The organism is Photorhabdus sp. RM323S, from assembly GCF_042879375.1.
Lineage (GTDB): Bacteria > Pseudomonadota > Gammaproteobacteria > Enterobacterales > Enterobacteriaceae > Photorhabdus > Photorhabdus tasmaniensis.
This window is the reverse complement of sequence record NZ_JBHFKZ010000009.1, coordinates 17,748-41,760: the sequence shown is the minus strand read 5'-3', so window position 1 is coordinate 41,760 and position 24,013 is coordinate 17,748. Positions and strand designations below refer to the sequence as shown.

The window sequence follows — 24,013 nt, the reverse complement described above, 5'->3', positions numbered from 1 at the left end:
GTTATTTCTTGTGTACTAGTAAACTGGAACGGTGTTGGTGTGTCAAGAATTTTATGAAAAAATTTTATTAAATTTTTGTCGGTTGATTGGGTAAGGACAATCGGTTATCAGAGTATGATTGACTAATTTTGTAGATTAATATTATACGAGAACACTTATCATATGAATCCACCTGTTAATTTTATTTCATAAAAATAGAGTTTATCTGTAGTAAATCTTGGTTAAAAAGTATAATTAGCTGGTTTTTTCTTGAGTCAATAGCCAGATGGCAATAATAGATCATCAATTTTTATATCTGTATATGAAAAAAAGAGGTTTAACAAATATTGCTGTGAGAAGTAGTATTCATATCTCTAATATATCGTGTTATTTAAAATTTGAGAATTTATACAGTTAAGCTATGTAGTCCTTTGTATCCAATATGTTACAGGTATTCTTGATAAACGGCTTTAATCTGAATACTGATTGAACGCTACTTAATTCCTGGCATAGGTTGTCATGATTTAACTCTCTGATGTTTAAAAATAATTGTACCGTTAGTGGAGTGTAATATGAGTAAAAATGAATTAAAAACAGATAGTCAATTAGTATATGAGACTGATCCACATGAGGATTCTGGAGAGGGGGCGGCGCAAAAAACTTACCGGTTAAATGGTTTTGATCCTAAAGCCGCCGATAGCGCATTATCATATACACCAACAAGACTGGCTAAAACGGTTTTTAATACTTATGAGGAGAAAGATAACTTTGGCGTCCTCTGTTATTTAACTGATTGGTCAATCTATGATGAGCGTTTAGCGCCAATAAATGATGATTCTTTTAAAATAAAGGGTGGCAGAGGTGCCGATTTAATGCGCTTTAAGGGTGATAAGGACAAAGGAAAACCGTTTAAAAGAATTATCTTTAGCTTTGCAGGTATTATTGGTGATCTTGGAGAGAAAAGAACAACTATCATAGCCGCAGCGGGTAAAAATGGATGGGAGATGGGAGAAGCCGAGCAAGATATTCTCGAGAATCACGAAGGCAAACCCATTCCAATTGATCCCTGGGCTGATGTTGCAGCCTATCTTAATTGTGGCTTCACTGCATGGGCTGGTAATCCTGTAGATTTATATCAGCAAGATAAAGCTCAGGGTGTATTAGGTGGTTTGCGCTTACTCAAAGACGAAAATCCGGATCTAGAAATTTCTGTCAGCGTTGGCGGTTGGTCAATGAGTGGCGCTTTTTATGAAGTGTGTCGTGATGAAACACTTCGTCAGCGGTTTGTTGAGGGCGTTAAAGATTTATATACCCGATTCCCTATGCTAACTCACATTGATCTTGATTGGGAATATCCCGGCTCTGCCGGAGCGGGCAATCCAAACGCTCCAGACGACTATGAGCATTTTGTCAAACTTATTCAGGATTTGAAAAATGCAAATATCAGTAATTTAAAAGGAATTAGTATTGCTGCTTCTGCTGATATAGAAAAAATGAAAGCGGCACATATTCCAGAGTTGATCGCAGCGGGTGTTAACGAAATTAACCTAATGACTTATGATTTCTTCACGTTAGGCGATAATAAGCTTTCTCATCATACTAATCTTTATCGTAATAAAGATGACCAATATTCTAAATATTCAGTCGATGATGCGGTTAATTATCTTCTTTCTTTAAAGGTTGATAAAAAGTCAATTTATATCGGCTATTCTGGTTATACACGCAATGCCAGAACTGCGGAGTTAGAGAGTAAAAATAATGAACAACTGGTTGGTAAATATACTGATGGAACATCCACGGTAGGGAGTTTCGAATACAGCGTAACGGAATGGACAGATATTATTTATAACTATGTTGATTATGAAAATCAAATAGGTCGTAATGGGTTTAAGGTTTTTCATGATCCGGTGGCTAAAGCCGATTATATTTATAATGAAAATCTTAAAGTATTTATGTCATTAGATACCCCCCGTTCAGTAAGAGAAAAAGGCCGCTATGTTAAAGAAAATGGACTAGGTGGTTTATTTATCTGGACGGGTGACCAAGATAATGGTTTGTTAACTAACGCTGCTCATGAGGGATTAGGGCGTAAGGCAATTAAAAAAGTTATTGAAATGGAGCCATTCTATTTCGAAGGTGAACTTCCTTCTTACGATAAACCGAAAGAGAAACAGTGTGAAGCATGTAAGTTAAATTAAATTGCATTTGTTTTTTAAAAAACTTCACTATTTAACATGGTTATAGTCTCTATAACTGTTCTATTCAGGTGTTTCCGATTAATTAGGTTGGAATAATACAATGGATAAATATAAAAATTCTCCTGGTGAAAAACAGGATATAAAAAAAGTATCTCCATTATTGGCTGCGGTGGCAGAAGTAAAATCGCCAATATTGCCGATGAGTTATATGCGGTTAGATTCAGAACAGGAAAAAGATAACTCCACCGTCACATTGGTTAATACGCTCCAGCGGCTGGGTTATCACTCAATTTTTGACATTATTGAAGTATCAAAACAGCGTTTTATTAAACGCCATAATGAATCTTTATCTGGTCATGCAGAGGTGATTTTTGATAAAGCCGTTAGTGCTGCTAATCAACTGGTGCAAAATTATCGGCAAAGGCAACTTAGAGATTATGATGGTTCAACATTAAGGAAAGCGAATAGTCAGGCAAGGAGTTTTACTTATAGCAAGGATAATGCCGATGAGAAAGAAAAATTACCTGATTACAGCAGCTTATTTCCTGAACCTTGGGATAACTTCTGTCAGCCAGGTGCTATTGAGGCTCTTGATAGCCCGGTAAATTACCTGCTTGATCTTTATAAGTTTGTCAAACAAATAGAGTTAGATGGTTCTAATAATGCCGTGGGGTTGGAGCAAAGGCGCGCAGATATTCCTGACTTATTACTTGATAGTGATAATCTTTACAAAGAGATCACAGCAATATCTGTTGTGAATGATGTTTTGTCGAAAAGTGCCAGAGAATATATCGATCAAACAGGCCATGCGGATAAGCCGGTTAATCAGGTTTTAGGAGAGACCCGTTTTCCATTCATACTACCTTATAACCTGCCTTCTCAACAGATAAATAAAGGCTTGGCCGAAAAAGAGACTGAGTTGGGCTCGATTATTCAGCAAGTGGATCAGCAATTCCCCTGGCATATTTTAACTGAAAAACGTGATCAGACTTTGCTTGCTTATATTCAATTGAGTAAAGAGCAAATGACTTTACTGAAAGAGAAAAGTCCGTTTTCACAAAACTTTTTGTCACGTGAGCAACTTATTAAGAGTTACTTCAGTAACAGTACAACAGAAGTATTACCTGAACATGATATTTCAAAACATGCTTATATTATTCTTTCTGGTGAAAATATCACAGGCCCGACGTCGTTGAGTGAGGGTGCTGATAAAGTTTATGATGAGATTGTCATTACCTGCGAAAATAAATCCAAAGAGACTGTCAAAGTTAAACTTCGTGGTGAAAATGTTCTGACCTATAATCGTGTAAAAGCGAGAATGGAACCATTTAATAATTCACCTCCATTTAGCCGGCAATTAAAGTTAACTTATGTAGAGAGTGATAATAGTGCAATTGGCAATCTGGATAATGGTCCTTTCTTTGGTGAAATGACAGTTTATGCAGCAATGCCGAAAGAGAGTACGAATAACGCATCGGTCAATATTGAAGGCGTTAATTTCCTGACAATGACTTACCGTTTTGCGATCGCTAAACAAGGAACGGCACAATCTGAGTTATTGCCAGAAGCTGAACAATTTTTCCAGGATAATTATGGTCTCTCAGCAGATGACAGTGTGAAATTAAAAGAGATTCTATCTTTTGGTCAACAGACAGGATCGACAGTGACAGATCTGGAACACCTATTTAGTAGCGGTGATTTCCGGCCGTTAGTTTCGCCAAATGTGGTATTTTCTAACCCCATCTTTGGTAGTGGACAAACGTCAGAAAATTTTCCGGCACCTTACCATTATGGTGGTATTTATATCAATGTCGGGCAACTGGACGCATTAGGGATTATAAGAACCGGCTATGGGCGCGAGATAAGTGCAGTTTCTGATTTTCGCTATGACCGAATGAATCGCTTTATTCGCTTACAGCGTTGGTTAGAATTGCCATATCATCAGCTTGACTTACTTATTACTTCAGCAATAAAAGCTGAACAAAAGAATGCAGATCTGGCTATTACTGATAATACATTAAGAGCATTGGGTTTATTTCGGCACTTAGCGATACAATATAAGGTATTACCAGAAACGTTTGCTGGATGGATATATAAAATTACGCCATTCTCCATCAGTAATAATATTCCATTTTTTGATCAGATTTTTAATCAGTCTAAACTTTTTGACCAGCCTTTAATTCTGGATGGCAGTGAATTTAATTATACGGAAAATCAGGGGAATGGAGCAAAGACAGTCAAACAATTGTGTGCAGGGTTAGCCATTCCTTTATCCACGTTTCAAGTGATTGCGCCTGTGGTTGAGAAAGGGTTAAATCTCTCTTCTGGTAAATTAGTTCGTAATCTTGATGTGGTGTCCAGACTTTATCGTTTGGTAACTATCCCGCGATTATTTGGTTTTTCTGCGGAAGATGGATTGATCCTGGCCGATATTTTGACAGGAAAAAATGGATATTTAGCAAATATACCGATCTTGGGAGATGAAGATGATATCCTCAATATTATTTCACAGATGGAAATTTTAACTTCCTGGTTGGCTAGAACAAAATTGACACCAATCAAGCTTTCCCTGTTATTGGGGAAAACTGAGCTTCCCGTCGTTCCAACAAATGGAATGCTGACTTTTTATAGAGGAATTTCTAATGGTTTGACTGATAATGTGTGTTTAAAAGAATCCGATTTTAATCGGCAAGAAATAAAGGATATAGATTGGTGGAATATTCTATCAGATAACGATGGTGTTTTTGATAAGAATAATGGATTGGTGAAAAATATTCCATTGGTATGGGGGCAGACGGACGAGGAGTCATTGAAGAAAAAGATTGAAGATATTCTCAGTAACAAAAATATAACGCCAGAAGATAATCAAATTAATATTGTCTTGCAGATCATCTTACAAGTTAAGACTACACAAGAGAGCCTATTGTCCAGTGCCATTGCGGGCGAATACGGTGTATCAAGGGATATTGTTCCACTGCAACTTCGCTGGTTGGGCAGTAGTGTTTATTCAGTACTGAAAATGGTATTAAATAACACGCCAGAAAAAGTCGAAGATATTCCAAAGGCGTTTTTGGACTTGACTTATAGTTTGTTGGTTTATACTCAGTTAATTAACGCATTGAGTATAAGTAACAATCTGTTGTTATTACGCCTGACAGAACCTGTATGGTTTGGGCTAACGATAAATAAAACAACGGAAATATCATTATCGTTAGATGAAATTTTTCTACTGAATCGCTATCAGGATTTACTGGAAAATGCGAAACAAAGTGAAGACAAGATTCAGGAATATTTTACATTTGCTAACAGCGAATCTTTAGCAAAAAAAGAAGAGAGTGATGGAAGTTATAAATGTGCACAATTACTGGCTGAAATTTTAGGTTGGGATCCTGATGAAATTTTCCTTGCTTGTGAGAAAGGTAAATTAAAAGAAAAACGTGCAATGACTCTATCTCAAATAGATTGGGTACGACGATTGCAGCAACTTGCTGTGAAAACGAATTTGTCCGTTGAGCCTTTGTTAGATGCTGGTGCACTTGTCGTTAATTCAGATTTTGAAGTTTTCCAAAGTATCGGTGAAGCTGTCATGGCCGCATTAAAAGCGCAAGGAGATGATGAGAATGTCTAATTTAATTGAAGCAAAATTACAGGAAAACCTGCGTGACGCATTAGTTGATTATTATCTTGGTCAGATTGTTCCCCATGATACTGCTTTTCAATCCCAGCGTGAAAAAATTAAAAACGTTGATGATTTGTATGATTTTCTGTTATTAGACACTCAGGTTTCTTCTAAAGTAAAAACAGCTCGTGTCGCACATGTTACCCAATCTGTACAACAATATATTAACCGTATTGTCTTGAATTTAGAGTCAGGTTTATCGATGACTCAGGAAGATGCGGATAATTGGCAGGAATTTGCTAATCGTTATGGCTATTGGTCTGCAAATCAGCAACTTGCTATTTACCCGGAAGTGTATGTCGATCCCACATTACGTTTAACAAAGACCGAATTCTTTTTCCAGCTTGAGAGTGCGCTTAATCAAGGAAAGCTCACGGATGATGTTGCTCAGAAAGCGATATTAGGTTACCTGAATAACTTTGAAGAGGTTAGTAATTTAGAGGTTATTGCCGGCTACGAAAATGGTATTGATATTGCTGATGATAAGATCTATTTCATTGCGAAGACACGTACTCAACCCTACCGCTATTTTTGGCGGACTTTAGATGCGAAGCAGCGTAATAGCCAGACTGACGAATTATATCCTACGGCCTGGAGTGAGTGGAAGCTGATTAATGTCCCTTTAGAAAATGCACGTAACGGTATTGTTCGTCCAATTATTCTGAATAGTCGATTGTATATTAGTTGGTTTGAAGTTGCGGAAGAAAAGCAAGATAAAGATAATAGTATTAAGTATCGTACCAAACTGAATTTGGCCCATTTGGCGTTTGATGGTACCTGGAGTACCGGTACGACAGTTCGTGAAGATTTACTTGATTATCCCATGAAAGAGCTGATTGCTGTTCTCGATCGTACCGGAGATGCTGAACGTTTAGCGTTGGTCGCATTTGTTCGTTTGAATGGTAAAAATGAAGACGGCTCGTCGTATGATTATGATGAAGTTTTCACTTACGTTTGTGACAATCTGTTAATGGAAGCAACTGATCTACCTAAATCTACTTCGAAGTTATCTGATTTGGATGCATATGGTGCCGCTTTAGTCTGGTTCTATTTTCGGGAAAAATTGAATGGAGGGCCGGAAGAATATAAACAACTGGTTCTTTATCCGGTGAATAATAATATGAAATGGCCGATCGCCGAACCCCCAACATTTGAAGGGCAACTGGGGACAATAGACGATTTTAAGCTGGACGCTGCTTATGTTGAAGGGACATTGAATATGTATTTGACGTCCAGTTCAACGTATAAATATGATTTCAGCAGAAGTAAAAATATCCTTTATTGTATTTGGTTGGAGGACAGTAAGGGTGAACGGTGTTGGTTGAATTATAAGGTGCTTACCCCGGAAGATTATGAGCCAAAGTTGAGTGCGACATTGAATCGGTGTGACAGAGGTGATGTAACTGTTGTCACCGGTTTTAGCCTACCAGCAGAAACTGGGAATGATATTGCCGGTAGAATTAAGACTAAACTGAGTGTAGGTAAACTGGTTCGTGATAAGGTGCAAATTAAACAGACTAAACAAACTCAGTATTTGCAATTTCCAAAAGAAGAGCAACCCGAAAGTTGGTATTCTGATCAAGCGATTCGTTTAAATACGCTTTTTGCAAAGGAATTAATTAGCAAGGCGAGTCAAAAACTGGATAAAGTTCTGAGCTGGGAAACTCAGAATATTCATGAAGAGCCGATTACTGGCAGTGATGCAAAACCTATCGATCTTAAAGGGGCAAATGGTATTTATTTTTGGGAACTGTTCTTCCATATGCCATTTATGGTGTCCTGGCGGTTTAATGTAGAACAGCGTTATGAAGAAGCCAGTCGCTGGATTAAGTTTATTTTTAACCCTTTTGAGAGTAGTGATGAACCAGCATTAACACTGGACAAGCCACGTTATTGGAATAGCCGTCCGATCATTGACGAGCCAAAACGATTGCGGAGCTTGATAGAGCCGACTGATCCTGATGCAATTTCTGCCAGTGAACCTATTCATTATCGTAAGGCTATTTTTAACTTTTATGTTAAAAATGTTATCGATCAAGGTGATATGGAATATCGGAAGCTACAGCCTACGGCGAGAACGCTGGCACGACTGAGTTATGCAACCGCAAGTTCCTTGCTGGGTGCCCGCCCTGATCTTCAATTAGCCAGTTCCTGGCAGCCGATTACTCTTGAGGATGCGTCCTATAAGAAGAATAGTGCTGTACGTGAATTGGAGATGATAAGTTATCCTTTGCCTTATGCTGCGGTGGTTCATGATAAAACCATCCGTGCTCTTGATAATGATCTCTTCATGAAACCTATCAATGAAGAGTTAACGGCACTGTGGGATAGAATAGAAACCCGGATTTATAATTTACGGCATAATCTGACGCTGGATGGAAAAGAAATTTCTATGGATCTTTATGATTCGAAAATTTCTCCCAGAGGATTAATGAATCAACGTTATCAACGCGTGGTTACTGCCAGAAATGCCAGCCGAATGAATTTCAGAGTACCAAATTATCGTTTTGAGCCGATGTTGGCACGGGCAAAATCTGGTGTTGATACCTTGATACAATTTGGCAGCACATTGTTAAGCGTGTTGGAGCGTAAAGACAATCTGAGTTTTGAATCATTTCAGATGGTGCAGAATAATGATCTCTACCGTTTTGCCGTTGACCTCCAACAACAAGATATCAATATTAACCAGGCCAGCCTTGATGCACTGCAAGTGAGTAAACAATCTGCTCAGGAACGGTATGAGCATTATAAAAGTCTTTATGATGAGAATATCTCGTCAACGGAGCAGCAGGTTATTGAATTGCAATCTCAGGCATCTTCTGCGCTATTAGCTTCACAGGTATCAAGGACAGCTGCGGCAGCGCTGGATTTAGTCCCCAATATTTATGGATTAGCCGTCGGTGGTTCGCGCTGGGGAGCAGCTTTGAATGCGGTTGCTGAGATAGCGACACTGAAATACCAATCTGACAATACTAAAGCGGAAAGTCTCAGTGTTTCTGAATCTTATCGCCGTCGCCGGCAAGAGTGGGAATTGCAATATAAGCAGGCCGAGTGGGAAGTTAATTCTATTAACCAACAAATCAATATTCAACAGTTGCAGGTCAGTGCCGCCCGTAAGCGTTTGGCGCAGGTTGAAGCTCAACAGCAACAATCTCAGGCATTGTTGGCCTATTTCTCCAGCCGTTTTACTAATGAAAGTTTATATACCTGGATGATTAGCCAGATCTCCAGTCTCTATTTGCAGGCTTATGATGCTGTTTCATCGTTGTGTTTGTCTGCTCAAGCCTCTTTGCAGTATGAACTTGGGCTAGGCGAGCAGAATTTTGTTGACGGTGGGAGTTGGAATGATCTCTATCAGGGGTTGTTGGTCGGTGAGAATTTGAAATTGGCTCTGCAACGTATGGAACGTACTTATGTTGAGCAAAATTCACGTAGATTGGAAATTATTAAAACGATTTCGCTTAAATCATTATTAGGTGAAGAATGGGATATAAAACTTCAAACCTTGAAATCGCATAATCCAATTACGTTTAATTTGGATGAAACCAAACATTTTGTTCCGGATTATACGGGCTTATTTAATCGGCGGATTAAATCTGTTTCAGTCACGCTGCCGATGTTAATTGGGCCTTATGAAGATATTTGTGCCAAATTAAGTTTGTCGGGTGTGAGCAGTTATACGACAAAAGCGGATCTCAAAACCGTTGAAAAAATGTTGAAGGAAGGGGCTCGAGCGGAAACCCCTTATACTGCGCGCAGCATACAGCCCAACCAACAAATCGCTTTATCTACGGGTATTAATGACAGTGGAATGTTCACGCTTAATTTCGATGATGAGCGTTTCTTACCTTTTGAAGGGGTAGGCGTAGGATCGAGCTGGAATTTCCAATTTACCAATACCTCGCAGGATTTAGACAGTCTGACAGATGTTATCCTTCATATTCGATATACCGCGCAAGAAGGGCCGGCATCATTTGGTATGGCTGTTAAGGCGTTATTAAACAAGGAAAGTTTAGATTCATAATGGCGAGAATTGAGCATTAAATAAGTCAGTTATCTGAATTTAAAATTCTGACTTGTTATCTTTAATAGTTAAATTAGCCTCTTCTACCCATGTGGAGGCTAAATATAAATCTCATTGGAGTTTATAAATGGTAAACAAATATACTTATACTTCATCAAGAGCCATGTCCGATGTCAGTGATATTATTGGTGAACCGTTAACTGCATGGAAAAATCAGGCAGGTGGGCAAGTTTATAATGTCATTTTCAATGGTGGTGTTTATACCAATACTTATTGGGTTGAACGCTGGCAGATTCCCGATCCTGCTTCCAACGATGGAACACCGCACAATGCCTGGAAATATATCCGTCCAGCGACAGAAGAAGAAATAAAACAGCACGGCAATCCTACTGACGGGAGTGTTAATCCAACCGAAGAGATCCCTTCACCGGTTTTACAGCAGGATGCGATTACAGAGGAAACTTATCAGCGACCAGATGTTAATTTTAAGCCGGATGGTTCAGGTAAGAATCTTTCCTACACTGCGGCTCGTGTTTGTCGTCCAATGTATAATGAATATGAAAGTGACAAATCCAGACCTAAACTTTCTGCTTATGTTACTGACTGGTGCCAATATGATGCACGCTTGGATGGTCATAATGAGACGGCGGATGAACGGGGAAGAGGATTTGATTTAAGCACTATTAATGTCACTGCCTATGATAAGTTAATATTTAGCTTCTTGGGTATTTGTGGTGATACCGGCGTTAAAAAAGACAAAATCAATGAAGTTTGGCAGGGTTGGAATGACCAAAGTGATGTCAAAATTACTGAAGGCCATATTGTTCCTCTTGATCCCTATGGGGATTTAGGAACTGCTCGTAATGTGGGATTACCTAAAGAAAGCGCGAATACAGATATCAGTCCAGGAACATTTTTGCCTTATTATCAACAAAAGAAAGCATCGGGCTTATTAGGTGGATTACGCGAGTTACAGAAAATAGCGCGTTTAGCGGGTCATAAACTTGAATTGGCTTTTAGTATTGGTGGCTGGAGTATGTCCGGTTATTTCTCAGTGATGGCGGCTGATGAGATAAAACGTCGCGTTTTTGTTGACAGCGTTGTTGATTTTTTTGAGCGTTTTCCCATGTTCAGTTGTGTCGATATTGACTGGGAATATCCAGGAAGCCCAGGTGAAGATGGTAATGTTTTTGATCCGAAAGATGGAGAGTATTACGCTTTGTTAATTAAAGAACTACGTGCATCTCTGGATAGCAGATTTGGACGAGAAGACAGGAAAGAGATCTCCATTGCTTGTAGTGGCGTAAAATCGAAGCTGGCAACTTCTAATATTGCAGAATTAGTTAAGAATGGTTTGGATAATATTTTCTTAATGAGTTATGACTATTTCGGTACCGGATGGGCACCTTACATCGGGCATCATACTAATCTTTATTCGCCGAAAGATCCTGATCCATCAAGTGAATCCGATTTATCCGCAGAAGTTGCTATCAATTATTTACATCAGGAACTTGGTATACCATTGGAGAAAATCCATTTAGGTTATGCTAACTATGGCCGTGCAGGCAAAGGGGCAAATCTTGCAACACGCGAATATAATAAAGATGGCGATGCATTAGGAACAATGGAAAAAGGATCACCTGAATTCTTTGATATTGTTAATAATTATTTGGATACTGAACATACTCTTGCTACCGGGAAAAATAGCTTCGTGTTAATGACGGATACCAATGCTGATGCCGATTTCTTATTTAGTGAAAAAGAAGGGCACTTTATCTCATTAGATACGCCGCGCACGGTGAAACAGAAAGCTGAATATGCAGCCAAGAATAAACTGGGTGGTATATTTTCCTGGTCAGGCGATCAGGATTGTGGCTTATTGGCAAATGCAGCCAGAGAAGGGATGGGTTATGTTGCTAAATCTAATGATGAAACCATCGACATGGGACCGCTCTATAATCCGGGTAAGCCTCATTATTTGAAATCTATTGGTGAAATGAAGAAAAGTTCTGATTAACTTTCATTCTTTATAGAAAAAAGTGTGAAATTTCTTACCTCTTAAAATGATAATATTCAGCCCGGTATTTTAGGGCTGAATACCGTTCTTTTCTGTAAAACGCAGCCATTTACCGTTAAGCTACCCGGTCGTATGTTCTAATCTATTCGGGCAGGAAAAGGAATAATGACAAATTCAACCACTGAGTTGGTGACAATTTATGATCTTCATAGCCATACGACAGCATCGGATGGTTCTCTTTCACCATCAGAATTGGTTGAGCGGGCGGTAACCATGGGGGTAAATGTGCTGGCAGTGACTGATCATGATACGACAGATGCTATTCCTCTGGCCCATGAACATATCTGCCATTATCATCTGCCCTTGAAATTAATACCCGGCGTTGAGATATCTACCCTGTGGGAAAGTATGGAGATTCACATTGTGGGTCTGAATATAGATATTCAGGCAGCTGCAATGATTGAATTGCTGGGTAAACAGGCTGAACTCAGGAAAGCGCGTGGAATTGAAATAGGTCGCAGGCTGGCAAAGGCAGGTATTCCTGATGCTTGGGCAGGAGCAAGTCAGTTAGCGGGTGGTGGTCAGGTGACGCGGAGCCATTTTGCTCGTTACTTAATAGAAATCGGTAAAGAGCCGACCATTGCGAAAGTATTTAAGAAGTATCTGGCAAGGGGAAAAACCGGATACGTTCCACCGCAATGGTGTACAATTGAACAAGCTATTGATGCTATTCATCAATCCGGCGGACAGGCAGTGATTGCGCATCCGGGGCGATATGATTTATCTGCCAAATGGTTGAAACGTTTGATTATCTGGTTTAAGCAACATGGTGGTGATGCAATGGAGGTTGCACAGTGCCGGCAGGCACCTAACGAGCGGAAACATCTCGGTCAATTGTCACGGGAGTATGATTTGATGGCATCGTTAGGTTCTGATTTTCACCAGCCTTGTTCATGGATAGAGTTAGGGCGTAAATTGTGGTTACCCGGTGATGTAGTACCAATATGGTGCAACTGGTCACTGTAGGGGCTGCATAAAATTAAGAGGCAATTTATGAGCCAGTTTTTTTATATTCATCCTGATAATCCGCAACCACGCTTAATAGGGCAAAGTGTGGATGTGTTCAAAAAAGGTGGGGTAGTGGTTTACCCAACTGATTCCGGCTATGCGATTGGTTGCCATCTGGAAGATAAAGATTCGATGACCCGAATATGCCGTATCCGCCAGTTGGATAGTAATCATAATTTCACCTTAATGTGCCGGGATTTATCAGAGATATCGACCTATGCTTATGTTGATAATTCGGCTTTTCGTCTGATTAAGAATAATACACCAGGCAGCTACACATTTATTTTGCGTGCGACGAAAGAAGTCCCTCGTCGTTTGATGAATGATAAGCGGAAAACAATAGGATTACGTGTTCCATCCAATCCAATTGCGTTGGCGCTTCTGGAACAAGTGGGTGAACCACTCATGTCCACCAGTCTTATTTTACCGGGGAATGATTTTGCTGAATCTGATCCGGAAGAAATTAAAGATAATTTGGGTAAACTGGTTGATCTGATTATTCATGGTGGTTATTTAGGGCAGCAACCGACAACGGTAATTGATTTGACTGAAGATACACCTGTTGTAATACGTGCAGGTGCCGGGAATGTGACGCCGTTTTTATAATCCAGGCAGGACAAATACCTCCTCTCAATTTTCTTGGGGGAGGCTTACGGATATATTTATGGAATCATTGTTCTTAAAGAAAGTTAGTGTAGAATGCCCGGCTACGGACGGGAATGTATGACTTGTACTCTAACACTCTCGTTAAAAATTTATTAAAATCAGTTTGTTATAATATTTTTCTATTATGACGTATTGATTGATATATAACACGACGCCTGTGAAGGCGACAGCAGAGGTTGCTCAATGAGCGGTAAGACACAGAAATCTGAAAAGTTACAGAAAATTCTCGCGCGTTCCGGCCACGGTTCCCGCCGCGAAGTAGAAGGTTATATTCAACAGGGGCGCGTCAGTGTTGACGGTAAGATTGCTACTTTAGGTGATCGTATTGAAGTTCAGCCCGCCACAAAAATCCGCCTTGATGGCCGGATATTAAATATCAAAGAATCGCAAAAAGCGGTTTGCCGTGTTCTGGCTTATTACAAACCAGAAGGTGAACTGTGTACCCGCCATGACCCAGAAGGGCGGCCAACCGTTTTTGATCGTCTGCCTAAACTATTGGGTTCCCGCTGGATAGCGGTTGGGCGTCTGGATGTGAATACCTGTGGTTTATTGCTGTTTACCACGGATGGTGAGTTGGCTAACCGTTTGATGCATCCAAGCCGCGAAGTTGAGCGCGAATATGCGGTTCGTGTTTTTGGCGAAGCTGATGAGGCCAAACTGAAACAACTGACCAAAGGGATTCAACTGGAAGATGGTCCGGCATCATTCTGTACTGTTGCGTTTAAAGGCGGTGAGGGGATGAACCAATGGTATAACGTCACGCTGACAGAAGGACGCAATCGTGAAGTTCGTCGTCTTTGGGAAGCGGTGGGTGTTCAGGTGAGCCGTCTTATTCGTGTGCGTTATGGTGATATTAGCTTGCCAAAAGGTTTACCACGCGGTGGCTGGACAGAACTTGGCCTGGAGCAGACTAACTATTTGCGCCAATTAGTAGGTTTGAATGAAGAGATGGTTTCCAAAGTGGCGGTTGAGCGTGATCAACGCCGTCTTAAAGCTAACCAAATCCGCCGTGCAGTTAAACGCCATACTCAGGGGACATCACGGCCATCGGCAGGAAAGCGTCCGGGTAGCTCCCGCCAGAATGCGGGGCGTCCAACTGCACCAAAAGGCCGCTAATTTCTATTCTTATGGGTCTTATGGGCCTTAATGGGTTCTGCGGGCCTCGTGTCATCACGGGGCCTTTTTTTACCAGTCGATTCCTTTTTGTGCTTTAATGCCGGCATCAAAGGCATGTTTTACCGGGCGCATCTCTGTGACGGTATCTGCCATTTCCAATAATTCACGGTGGCAACCGCGGCCGGTAATAATAACGGATTGGTGTTCTGGCCGGTGTTTCAGAGCGGTAATCACATCTTCAAGAGGAAGATAGCCGTAACTTACCATATAAGTCAGTTCATCCAGTACGACCAGATCCAAATCAGGATCAGCCAGCATCTCCAACGCGTGGCGCCATACCTGATGGCAGGCTACGGTATCTGTTTCCCGGCTTTGGGTTTCCCAGGTAAAACCTGTCGCCATAACATGGAAATTCACCCCATGTTGTTCCAGCAGATTTTTCTCACCGTTTGCCCATTTACCTTTTATAAACTGGATAACACCGGCACGTAACCCATGACCTACCGCACGGGTCACTGTGCCAAAAGCTGCCGTGGTTTTGCCTTTACCATTGCCGGTAAAAACGATGAAAATTCCCCGCTCTAACTGGGCGGCTTCAATACGGGAATCCACTTTTTCTTTCAGGCGTTGTTGCCTTTTTTGGTGCTGGTTATCATTGATTGTCATTATTCGGCTGGTCCTGCTTTGCGTCCGGGTTGTGCATCAAAACTGATGCCTGTTTTACGCAGACTGTCGCTGCCCATGAGATAAAGATACAGCGGCATAATATCCGCTGGTGTTTTAAGTTTAGCAGAATTTTCGTTAGGGAATGCGTTGGCACGCATATTTGTGCGTGTACCACCAGGGTTGATGCAATTAACGCGCAGAGAACTGTGTTTATATTCTGCTGCTAAAACCTGCATCATACCTTCGGTTGCAAATTTAGAGGCGGAATAAGCCCCCCAACCGCTGCGACCTTCACGGCCAACGCTTGAACTGGTAAAGATTAATGATCCGTGGGGTGATTTCAATAATAACGGAAGCAATGCTTGAGTTAACATAAAGGTCGCATTGACGTTGACTTGCATAACATCGTGCCATAACTGAACCGGTTGTTCTGCCATTGGTGCGACGGCACCCAGCAATCCGGCGTTATGCAATACACCATCCAGATGCGGATAATGTTTCGTTAAATCGTCAGCAAATGTTTTACACCCTTCGGCTGTGATAGTGAGTAGATCCAGGGTGTAAATCGCTACAGGGGTGCCACCTGCTTGTTCTATCTCTTTTTTGACGGCTTCCAGTTTGTGTGTGGTTCTGCCAAGTAAGATCATTTGCGCTCCATAACGGGCATAAGTCAACGCCACTTCACGGCCAATCCCATCTCCAGCGCCTGTAACCAGAATAATACGTTGCTGTAGGAGGTCATGTTTAGGTTGGTAATGTAACATTTGCAGATTTCCTGTTATTGATAGAGCGATTTGTTACCGTTGGAGGCAGTTCAGGCTATCAGAACAGAAATTGATATATTGAGTCAAATTTGTAAAGGCTGACTGCTCAGGAAGTAGATGGTGAAACATTACAGGCGTTAATATCGATTTTTAGTTAGAATGAAAACTATTAATTATCAGAAGACAAAGGTGGGTTTTGTGGAGTATTTATCTCTTTACGGGTTGTTTTTAGCCAAAGTGATAACGCTGGTATTAGCTGTTATCGGCCTGGCAATATTTGGTATTGGTGTAGGAATGCGGAAATCTTCGCTGAAAGGCGAGCTAAAACTGATAGATCTCGGTGGGTCATACCGGGATAAACAGCGTCAAATGCAGCGGGCCCGCATGACCGAAGCCGAAAGAAAAATCTGGTACAAAGAGTTTAATAAACAGCAAAAGCTCGAATCCAAGCAGAAGAAGAGTGAAGCTAAGACAGGGCAGAAAGGATTACAGAAACCTTGCCTCTATGTGCTCGATTTTAAAGGCAGTATGGATGCACATGAAGTGGATTCATTACGTGAAGAGATTAGCGCAGTTTTGGCAGTGGCAGATGCAAAAGATGAAGTTTTGCTGCGTCTTGAAAGCCCCGGTGGAATGGTTCATGGTTACGGACTTGCCGCTTCCCAGCTTGCCCGTCTGCGTCAGAAAGGTGTCCGCCTGACTGTCGTCGTAGATAAAGTGGCGGCCAGTGGTGGTTATATGATGGCTTGTGTTGCTGATCGTATTGTTGCCGCGCCATTTGCCATTATTGGTTCTATTGGGGTGGTCGCTCAGATCCCAAATATTCATAAATTATTGAAGAAAAATGATATTGATGTAGAACTGCATACGGCTGGTGAATATAAACGCACCTTGACTTTTTTAGGGGAAAATACAGAGCAGGGCCGGAAAAAATTTCAGGAAGATCTCAATCAGACTCACGAATTGTTCAAAGAATTTATTCACACACATCGTCCATTGCTTGATGTGGAAAGCGTCGCTACAGGTGAATACTGGTATGGCACACAGGCGAAAGAAAAGGGATTGATTGACGAAATGGGTGTCAGTGATGATCTGCTAATTGCTCAAGTAGATCATTGTGAAGTTATTGGTGTCAGTTATATCCACCGTAAACGCATGGTAGAGCGTTTCACCGGCAGCGCAATGGAAAGTGTTGATAAACTGCTATTACGCTGGTGGCAGAGAGGAGAAAAGCCTTTGCTTTGATTAAAATACCCCGGCTTTGAATGAATAAATCTTGGCGTACCCAAAAAACGGCGTTTTTTCTTAACGCTCAGGGGCGCCTTGATAATCGTGTCTGTTAACAGCCCGGCGGATACGCTGATTGAACCATGTCTCGCTCATTTCCCATTTATCGTTAAGATGCTATTCCCCTGAAAAACCAGATATTTTGTCCCTGTTAAAACATTACAGGTGTTACATAATTTGCTTTACATACCACTTCACCTGTGTGATGAGAGTCAGGATTTTCCACACTGATAATTGGTACTCTGGCTTCGCGTTTATGTGTTCTATCTGGCTGATTTCTAAGCAAGTATAAGTCACTTTTGCACTGCACCGCCGGCGCATTTAAACGCACTATACATATCCCCAAAAAATGGCAACTTATTAATAATATTCCTAAGGAAATAAAGTATTATGGCTATTTCGCAGTACGATATTCATACCAGTCATGCTGTCATCTCTGTTGCTGATACTGGCGGTAATGGGTTACCTGTACTTTTTATACATGGTAATTCAAGCAGTAAAGACGTTTTTCGCCATCAAGTGAGATGTTTTGGCGATGAATACCGCATTTTGACTATTGATTTGCCAGGGCATGGTGCTTCATCAAACGCAGTGGATCCTCGCCGGACTTATTCAATATCGGGTTATGCTCTCTGCATTATCGAAGTGCTGGAAAAATTAGGCATCAATAAAGTGGCTGTTTTCGGATGGTCGCTGGGTGGTCATATCGGGTTGGAAATGATCTCGCGATTCCCTGGAATTGTTGGATTGATGATTTGTGGCACGCCTCCGGTTAGTCCAGGCGCAGAAAATGTCAGCCTTGGATTTAAGCCAAGCCGGTTCATGGCAATATCGGGTAAGGCTTCGCTGACTGAAGAGGAAATGACAGATTATACTCTGGCGCTGTATGGCAAAAACGCGCTTAGTGAACCCTTTCTTAGAGCCGCAGTTGCACGGACTGATGGTTTAGCCCGGCAATATATGTCCGAAGCGTCTGTTTCACCAGATGTCATGGATCAACGATTGTTGGTTGAAACAAACCCAACTCCTCTGGCGATTGTCAATGGAGCGGAAGATTTATTTGTCAATATTGATTATATCAATGGAATAACCTACAAAAATCTCTGGACTGGTCGTGTTTATAATTTAACCAATCTTGGGCATGGACCATTCTGGGAAGCGCCGGAGAGGTTTAATGTCATGATGGCAGGTTTTTTCTCCGATCTTCCCCTGAAGATTAAATAATATTTAAAGTTTATAGTACAAAGTGTTTTATATACCCGGCAGATATGGTTTTAAATGATTTTTGTATATCTGCCTATTCGTTTTTTCTTCATCCAGAAAAAATTCACTACGGAATACCAATATATTTCCTTTTTGTGCTACATCGCCTACGTGCATACCCTGAATAAAATCCTCATGTTGGCGGATAACACGGTTGGCTTTTTCCAATAATTGTTCACGTTTAATCGGTGTTGTTCCCTTTTGCATTTCTCAACCCCTATCAAAAATAATTTGTTGCGCATCATTTTTTATCAGGTAAAGTGTGAACTTTTCGTCATGCAGATGGAAAATTTTGTTTACGATTTGCTTCATTCATTTGCATAACTCATGGGCGGTATCTAAAATACCTTAAGTAATTCAACATGTTTTGGCTTCGGACAGATCATCTGAATAAAAATAAGTTGATATATTGCGAATCTATCGCAATATAAAAAGAGGTTTTAAATACCGTGATATGGACGCTGTGAATTTCGCCATCTGAAAAGATAACTAGGTAAAGATAATTATGGGTAAAGCTCTTGTAATAGTGGAGTCCCCGGCAAAGGCCAAAACAATCAATAAATATTTGGGGAGTGACTACGTGGTGAAATCCAGCGTAGGTCATATCCGTGATTTGCCGACCAGCGGTTCAGCCAGTAAAAAGAGCTCGAGCTCATCTACCGATAAGTCTAAGAAGAAGGTCAAAAAAGATGAGAAAGCCGCATTAGTCAGCCGTATGGGGGTTGACCCATACCGCGGCTGGGAAGCTGATTATCAGATTTTGCCAGGCAAAGAGAAGGTCGTGGCAGAGCTCAAATCACTGGCTGAAAAAGTAGATCATGTTTATCTTGCAACGGATCTTGACCGTGAAGGAGAAGCCATTGCATGGCACTTGCGGGAGGTGATTGGTGGTGACAGTGATCGTTTTAGCCGGGTTGTTTTTAATGAAATTACTAAAAATGCCATCAAACAGGCATTTGATAATCCGGGTGAATTGAATATTGACCGGATAAATGCGCAACAAGCCCGTCGTTTTATGGATCGGGTTGTGGGTTATATGGTTTCTCCGCTACTGTGGAAAAAGGTTGCCAGAGGGCTTTCTGCCGGGCGCGTGCAATCTGTGGCGGTACGCCTTGTTGTAGAAAGAGAGCGCGAAATTAAAGCGTTTGTACCGGTAGAATATTGGCAGTTACATGCTGATTTACTGGCGAAAGGTGAAATTTCACTGCATATGGAAGTGACTCATAAGCAGGGTAAGCCGTTTAAGCCGGTTAATGGTGAGCAAACTCAGGCCGCCATATCGTTACTGGAAAAAGCCCGTTACAAGGTTATTGATCGTGAAGATCGTCCAACATCCAGTAAACCGGGTGCGCCATTTATCACCTCCACATTGCAGCAGGCCGCCAGCACGCGTTTAAGTTTTGGTGTTAAAAAGACCATGATGATGGCCCAGCGTTTGTATGAGGCTGGGTATATTACCTATATGCGTACTGACTCAACCAACCTGAGTCAGGATGCGTTGGATATGGTTCGTGGTTATATCGGTGATAATTTTGGTGATAAATACCTGCCAAAAACCGCGAATACTTACAGCAGCAAAGAGAATTCACAGGAAGCGCATGAAGCTATTCGTCCTTCCAGTGTTGATGTCATGGCTGAACAGCTGAAAGACATGGATGCGGATGCGCAAAAACTGTATCAGCTTATCTGGCGTCAGTTTGTTGCTTGCCAAATGACACCGGCACAATACGATTCCACAACTCTTACGGTACAGGCGGGTGATTTTGAATTGCGCGCCAAGGGCCGTACATTACGTTTTGATGGCTGGACGAAAGTGATGCCTGTATTGCGCAAGGGTGATGAAGACCACACTTTGCCTGTTGTTGACATTGGTACTGAACTTGATTTGCAACAACTGCTCCCAAGCCAGCACTTTACCAAACCGCCAGCACGTTACAGCGAGGCATCCTTGGTTAAAGAACTGGAAAAACGCAGTATTGGTCGCCCGTCTACCTACGCTTCCATTATTTCCACGATTCAGGATCGTGGTTATGTTCGGGTGGAGAGCCGTCGTTTCTATTCAGAGAAAATGGGGGAAATTGTCACTGATCGGCTGGAAGAGAATTTCAACGGGCTGATGAGTTATGATTTTACCGCGCAAATGGAAGATCAGCTCGATCAAGTTGCAAGTAATAAAGCTGAATGGAAAGGGGTTTTAGATGAGTTTTTCACTGATTTCAGTGAACAGCTTGATGTTGCCAATAAAGACCCGGAAGATGGCGGGATGCGACCCAACCCGATGGTGATTACCTCCATTGAGTGTCCGACATGCCATCGTCCTATGGGTATCCGCACGGCAACCACTGGCGTTTTCCTGGGTTGTTCCGGTTATGCGTTATCACCTAAAGAGCGTTGTAAGCAGACGATCAACCTTATCCCTGAAAATGAAATTCTCAATATTTTGGAAGGGGATGATGCGGAAACAAACGCATTACGTGCTCGTCGTCGTTGTAAAAAATGTGGTACAGCGATGGACAGTTATCTTATCGATAACCAGCGTAAATTACATGTTTGTGGTAATAATCCTGCTTGTGATGGCTATGAAGTGGAAGAGGGCGAGTTTCGTATTAAGGGATATGATGGCCCTGTCATTGAGTGTGATAAATGTGGCGCTGAAATGCACCTGAAAATGGGGCGTTTTGGTAAATACATGGGCTGTACCAGTGAAACTTGTAAAAATACCCGTAAGATCTTGCGTAGCGGAGAAGTCGCTCCACCAAAAGAAGATCCGGTTCCGTTACCTGAACTGCCTTGTGCAAAGTCTGATGCGTATTTTGTATTGCGTGATGGTGCCGCTGGCGTCTTTTTAGCCGCGAATACTTTTCCTAAATCGAAGGAAACCAGAGCTCCGTTGGTAGAAGAGCTGGCTCGTTTTAAAGACCGCCTGCCGGAAAAACTACGCTATCTGGCTGATGCGCCTGTAGCTGATGTTGAAGGTCATAAAACTGTTATCCGTTTTAGTCGCAAAACTAAACAGCAATATGCTTCTTCAGAGAAAAATGGCAAGGCAACGGGGTGGAGTGTGTTTTATGTTGATGGAAAATGGGTTGAGAAAGATAAACAGTAATAATTTTTAAGAGAGTCAATACGCTCTTTTTCTCAAAAATGAAGTTATTTTTTTCTATTAAGCCAACCTTATAGGTTGGCTTTTTTCATCTATCAACAGAATTTTAAAATATCGGCATAAAAATGTGGCTATAACTTTCGTTATGATTTTTTAATTATTCGTTATATAAATATATAACCGTGTTATAGTGGTTATATGCGATAACAGTATTATTTCTATTAGTTATAATAAATAGCAAACGGCAATATCAGGTCAAGTTTTAAGTCATAATCGTTCACAGCGTTTATTTTGGGATGGTGCTTATATGAAATTGCAACAACTTCGTTATATCGTGGAGGTGGTAAACCACAACCTTAATGTTTCATCTACGGCGGAAGGATTGTATACATCTCAGCCAGGGATCAGTAAACAAGTCAGAATGCTTGAAGATGAATTAGGTATTCAGATTTTTTCCCGCAGTGGTAAACACCTGACGCATGTTACTCCCGCAGGTGAAGAGGTTGTCCGAATTTCTCGTGAAGTATTGTCTAAAATTGATGCAATCCGGTCAGTTGCCAGTGAACATACTTATCCGAATCGTGGTTCGTTATATATCGCCACTACCCATACACAGGCCCGTTATGCATTACCTCCGGTGATTAAAGGATTTATTGAGCGTTATCCGCAGGTCTCTTTGCATATGCACCAGGGGTCGCCAACACAAATTGCGGAAGCGGTGAGTAAAGGTAATGCTGATTTTGCTATTGCCACTGAAGCGCTGCATTTATACGAAGATCTGATAATGTTGCCTTGCTACCATTGGAACAGAACGTTAGTGGTGACACAGGATCATCCGCTGGCGGGTAAAGAGAATGTTTCAATTGAAGAATTGGCAGAATATCAACTGGTCACTTATACCTTTGGTTTTACCGGTCGTTCTGAATTAGATGTTGCATTTGATAAAGTGGGCCTAAAACCTAAAATTGTTTTCACTGCTACTGATGCTGATGTCATTAAAACTTATGTCCGGTTGGGTTTGGGGGTTGGGGTTATTGCCAGCATGGCGGTTGATCCGGTGCAGGATAAAGACCTTATTTGCATTGATATGCGAGATAAATTCAGCTACAGCACAACTAAGATAGGTTTTCGGCGCAGTAGTTTCTTGCGCAGCTATATGTATGATTTTATGTGGCGTTTCGCACCTCACCTGACGCGTGATGTTATTGATCAGGCGGTTGCTTTGCGCTCAAATGAAGATATCGAAATCATGTTCAAAGAGATCAAATTGCCAATCATATAATAAAATAGTAAGGGAGATAATGACTTCCATTATCTCCCGGATTTTACTTATCAGGTTGGATTAAACTCACCACTGAAAAAATCATCAGAATCTTCTATTGACATTTTTCTGTGTTTATTAATGAAATTATCAAAACTGGCCTTAAGATCAGGATGTTCGAGCGCTTCGTAGTCTAAGACCGATATTAAGGATGAGTATTCAAAATCAATATTAACATTCTCATTAGAAGCACAACTTGATAAAAAGTTTGAATTATTACTATCGAAATTAATTCGATAGAGTTTCAGTTTTGGAATATATACCGTCTTTTCTCCGACAACCAAGGTATCTATGGCAACTGTCAGTGTGACAGTAGAATAAAAACCTTTATTTTTCCGTATGCCTAAACGAATCGTTTCTCCTTGTTTGGTAAGAAAGTCAGCGAAGTTTGCCAGCATATCTGTATTTTCGAATACAACAACATTCATGATAAAATGAAGAAAACTTTTTGAGATACTTAGACCCGTTAATGAGTCTGTGTAGCTTTTGGATTCAACTTTGCTGGTCCCCATTAAAGGGAGTTTGTTGACCACTTGAGTCCAGAATGCCATATCTGTCTTGTATTTCTCTCCATGCTTTTCTGCATGTTTATTGACATAATTAGTTGCGATGGAGGAAAGTGCAATTAATGTTTGACTTAAACTATTCGTTTTTTCCTGAACATCTTTTTGATCAGATAATTGTGTTGCTATAATGAATTGAACTAAACCATCTTTTTCTTTGTATGTATTTGTATTTTCTATATTAAAATAAGCTCCATCAATGTGGAAGAACTTATTGGCTTCATTGATTTTCTCGATATGTTCCTGGTGATTTATAATTGAGTTTCTTATATCCATAATTTTGTCCTTATTCTTTTAAT

15 protein-coding genes are annotated in these 24,013 nt (G+C 41.0%); 11 read left to right on the top strand and 4 right to left on the bottom strand.

The annotated features are described in order from the left end of the window. Positions 1-551: 551 nt before the first annotated feature. The 7 genes from ACGF7G_RS06430 to rluB all read left to right on the top strand — a co-directional run bounded on the left by ACGF7G_RS06430 (position 552) and on the right by rluB (position 14,747). Complete coding sequence (locus ACGF7G_RS06430; protein ID WP_387464275.1) at positions 552-2,177, top strand: glycoside hydrolase family 18 protein; 1,626 nt, start codon at positions 552-554, stop codon at positions 2,175-2,177. A gap of 100 nt (positions 2,178-2,277) precedes the next feature. Continuing rightward, positions 2,278-5,805, top strand: coding sequence for a Tc toxin subunit A (locus ACGF7G_RS06425; RefSeq protein WP_387464273.1), 3,528 nt, complete (start codon positions 2,278-2,280; stop codon positions 5,803-5,805). After that, positions 5,798-9,880, top strand: coding sequence for a neuraminidase-like domain-containing protein (locus ACGF7G_RS06420; protein WP_387464271.1), 4,083 nt, complete (start codon positions 5,798-5,800; stop codon positions 9,878-9,880). Before ACGF7G_RS06425 ends, ACGF7G_RS06420 begins: the two co-directional genes overlap by 8 nt. A 127-nt stretch (positions 9,881-10,007) precedes the next feature. After that, positions 10,008-11,897 (top strand): glycoside hydrolase family 18 protein, encoded by a 1,890-nt coding sequence (locus ACGF7G_RS06415; protein ID WP_387464270.1) that lies wholly within the window; start codon positions 10,008-10,010, stop codon positions 11,895-11,897. A 165-nt stretch (positions 11,898-12,062) separates the two neighbouring features. Further along, positions 12,063-12,923: a PHP domain-containing protein gene (locus ACGF7G_RS06410; protein ID WP_387464268.1), complete on the top strand. Its 861-nt coding sequence runs from the start codon at positions 12,063-12,065 to the stop codon at positions 12,921-12,923. 27 nt (positions 12,924-12,950) lie between these two features. Then, a complete protein-coding gene (locus ACGF7G_RS06405) occupies positions 12,951-13,571 on the top strand; it encodes an L-threonylcarbamoyladenylate synthase (protein WP_133812956.1) in 621 nt (206 codons plus the stop codon). Between the two features lie 243 nt (positions 13,572-13,814). Then, positions 13,815-14,747 (top strand): 23S rRNA pseudouridine(2605) synthase RluB, encoded by a 933-nt coding sequence (gene rluB / locus ACGF7G_RS06400; protein WP_387464266.1) that lies wholly within the window; start codon positions 13,815-13,817, stop codon positions 14,745-14,747. 69 nt (positions 14,748-14,816) lie between these two features. Here rluB and cobO read toward each other — a convergent pair whose 3' ends face one another. Then, positions 14,817-15,413, bottom strand: a complete 597-nt coding sequence (gene cobO / locus ACGF7G_RS06395; protein ID WP_387464265.1) for a cob(I)yrinic acid a,c-diamide adenosyltransferase — start codon at positions 15,411-15,413, stop codon at positions 14,817-14,819. Next, complete coding sequence (locus tag ACGF7G_RS06390) at positions 15,413-16,177, bottom strand: YciK family oxidoreductase (RefSeq protein WP_387464263.1); 765 nt, start codon at positions 16,175-16,177, stop codon at positions 15,413-15,415. The genes cobO and ACGF7G_RS06390 overlap by 1 nt, the downstream gene beginning before the upstream one ends. 198 nt (positions 16,178-16,375) lie before the next feature. On the opposite strand from ACGF7G_RS06390, the gene sohB reads away from it, so the two are divergent. Both sohB and ACGF7G_RS06380 read left to right on the top strand, forming a co-directional pair. Further along, a complete protein-coding gene (sohB, locus tag ACGF7G_RS06385) occupies positions 16,376-17,422 on the top strand; it encodes a protease SohB (RefSeq protein ID WP_133812959.1) in 1,047 nt (348 codons plus the stop codon). Positions 17,423-17,854: 432 nt separating this feature from the next. After that, positions 17,855-18,688 (top strand): alpha/beta fold hydrolase, encoded by an 834-nt coding sequence (locus ACGF7G_RS06380; RefSeq protein ID WP_387464261.1) that lies wholly within the window; start codon positions 17,855-17,857, stop codon positions 18,686-18,688. Positions 18,689-18,715: 27 nt separating this feature from the next. On the opposite strand, the gene ACGF7G_RS06375 is transcribed toward ACGF7G_RS06380, so the two are convergent. Further along, positions 18,716-18,934 carry a DUF2498 family protein gene (locus ACGF7G_RS06375; RefSeq protein WP_387464259.1) on the bottom strand — a complete coding sequence of 73 codons (219 nt, stop codon included), beginning with the start codon at positions 18,932-18,934 and terminating at the stop codon, positions 18,716-18,718. 298 nt (positions 18,935-19,232) lie between these two features. Between ACGF7G_RS06375 and topA the strand changes: the two genes are divergently transcribed. Next, positions 19,233-21,833, top strand: a complete 2,601-nt coding sequence (gene topA, locus ACGF7G_RS06370) for a type I DNA topoisomerase (protein WP_387464258.1) — start codon at positions 19,233-19,235, stop codon at positions 21,831-21,833. A 304-nt stretch (positions 21,834-22,137) separates the two neighbouring features. Further along, a complete protein-coding gene (gene cysB, locus ACGF7G_RS06365; protein ID WP_387464257.1) occupies positions 22,138-23,112 on the top strand; it encodes an HTH-type transcriptional regulator CysB in 975 nt (324 codons plus the stop codon). 50 nt (positions 23,113-23,162) lie between these two features. Here cysB and ACGF7G_RS06360 read toward each other — a convergent pair whose 3' ends face one another. Then, positions 23,163-23,990, bottom strand: a complete 828-nt coding sequence (locus ACGF7G_RS06360) for a hypothetical protein (protein ID WP_387464255.1) — start codon at positions 23,988-23,990, stop codon at positions 23,163-23,165. Positions 23,991-24,013 lie beyond the last annotated feature (23 nt).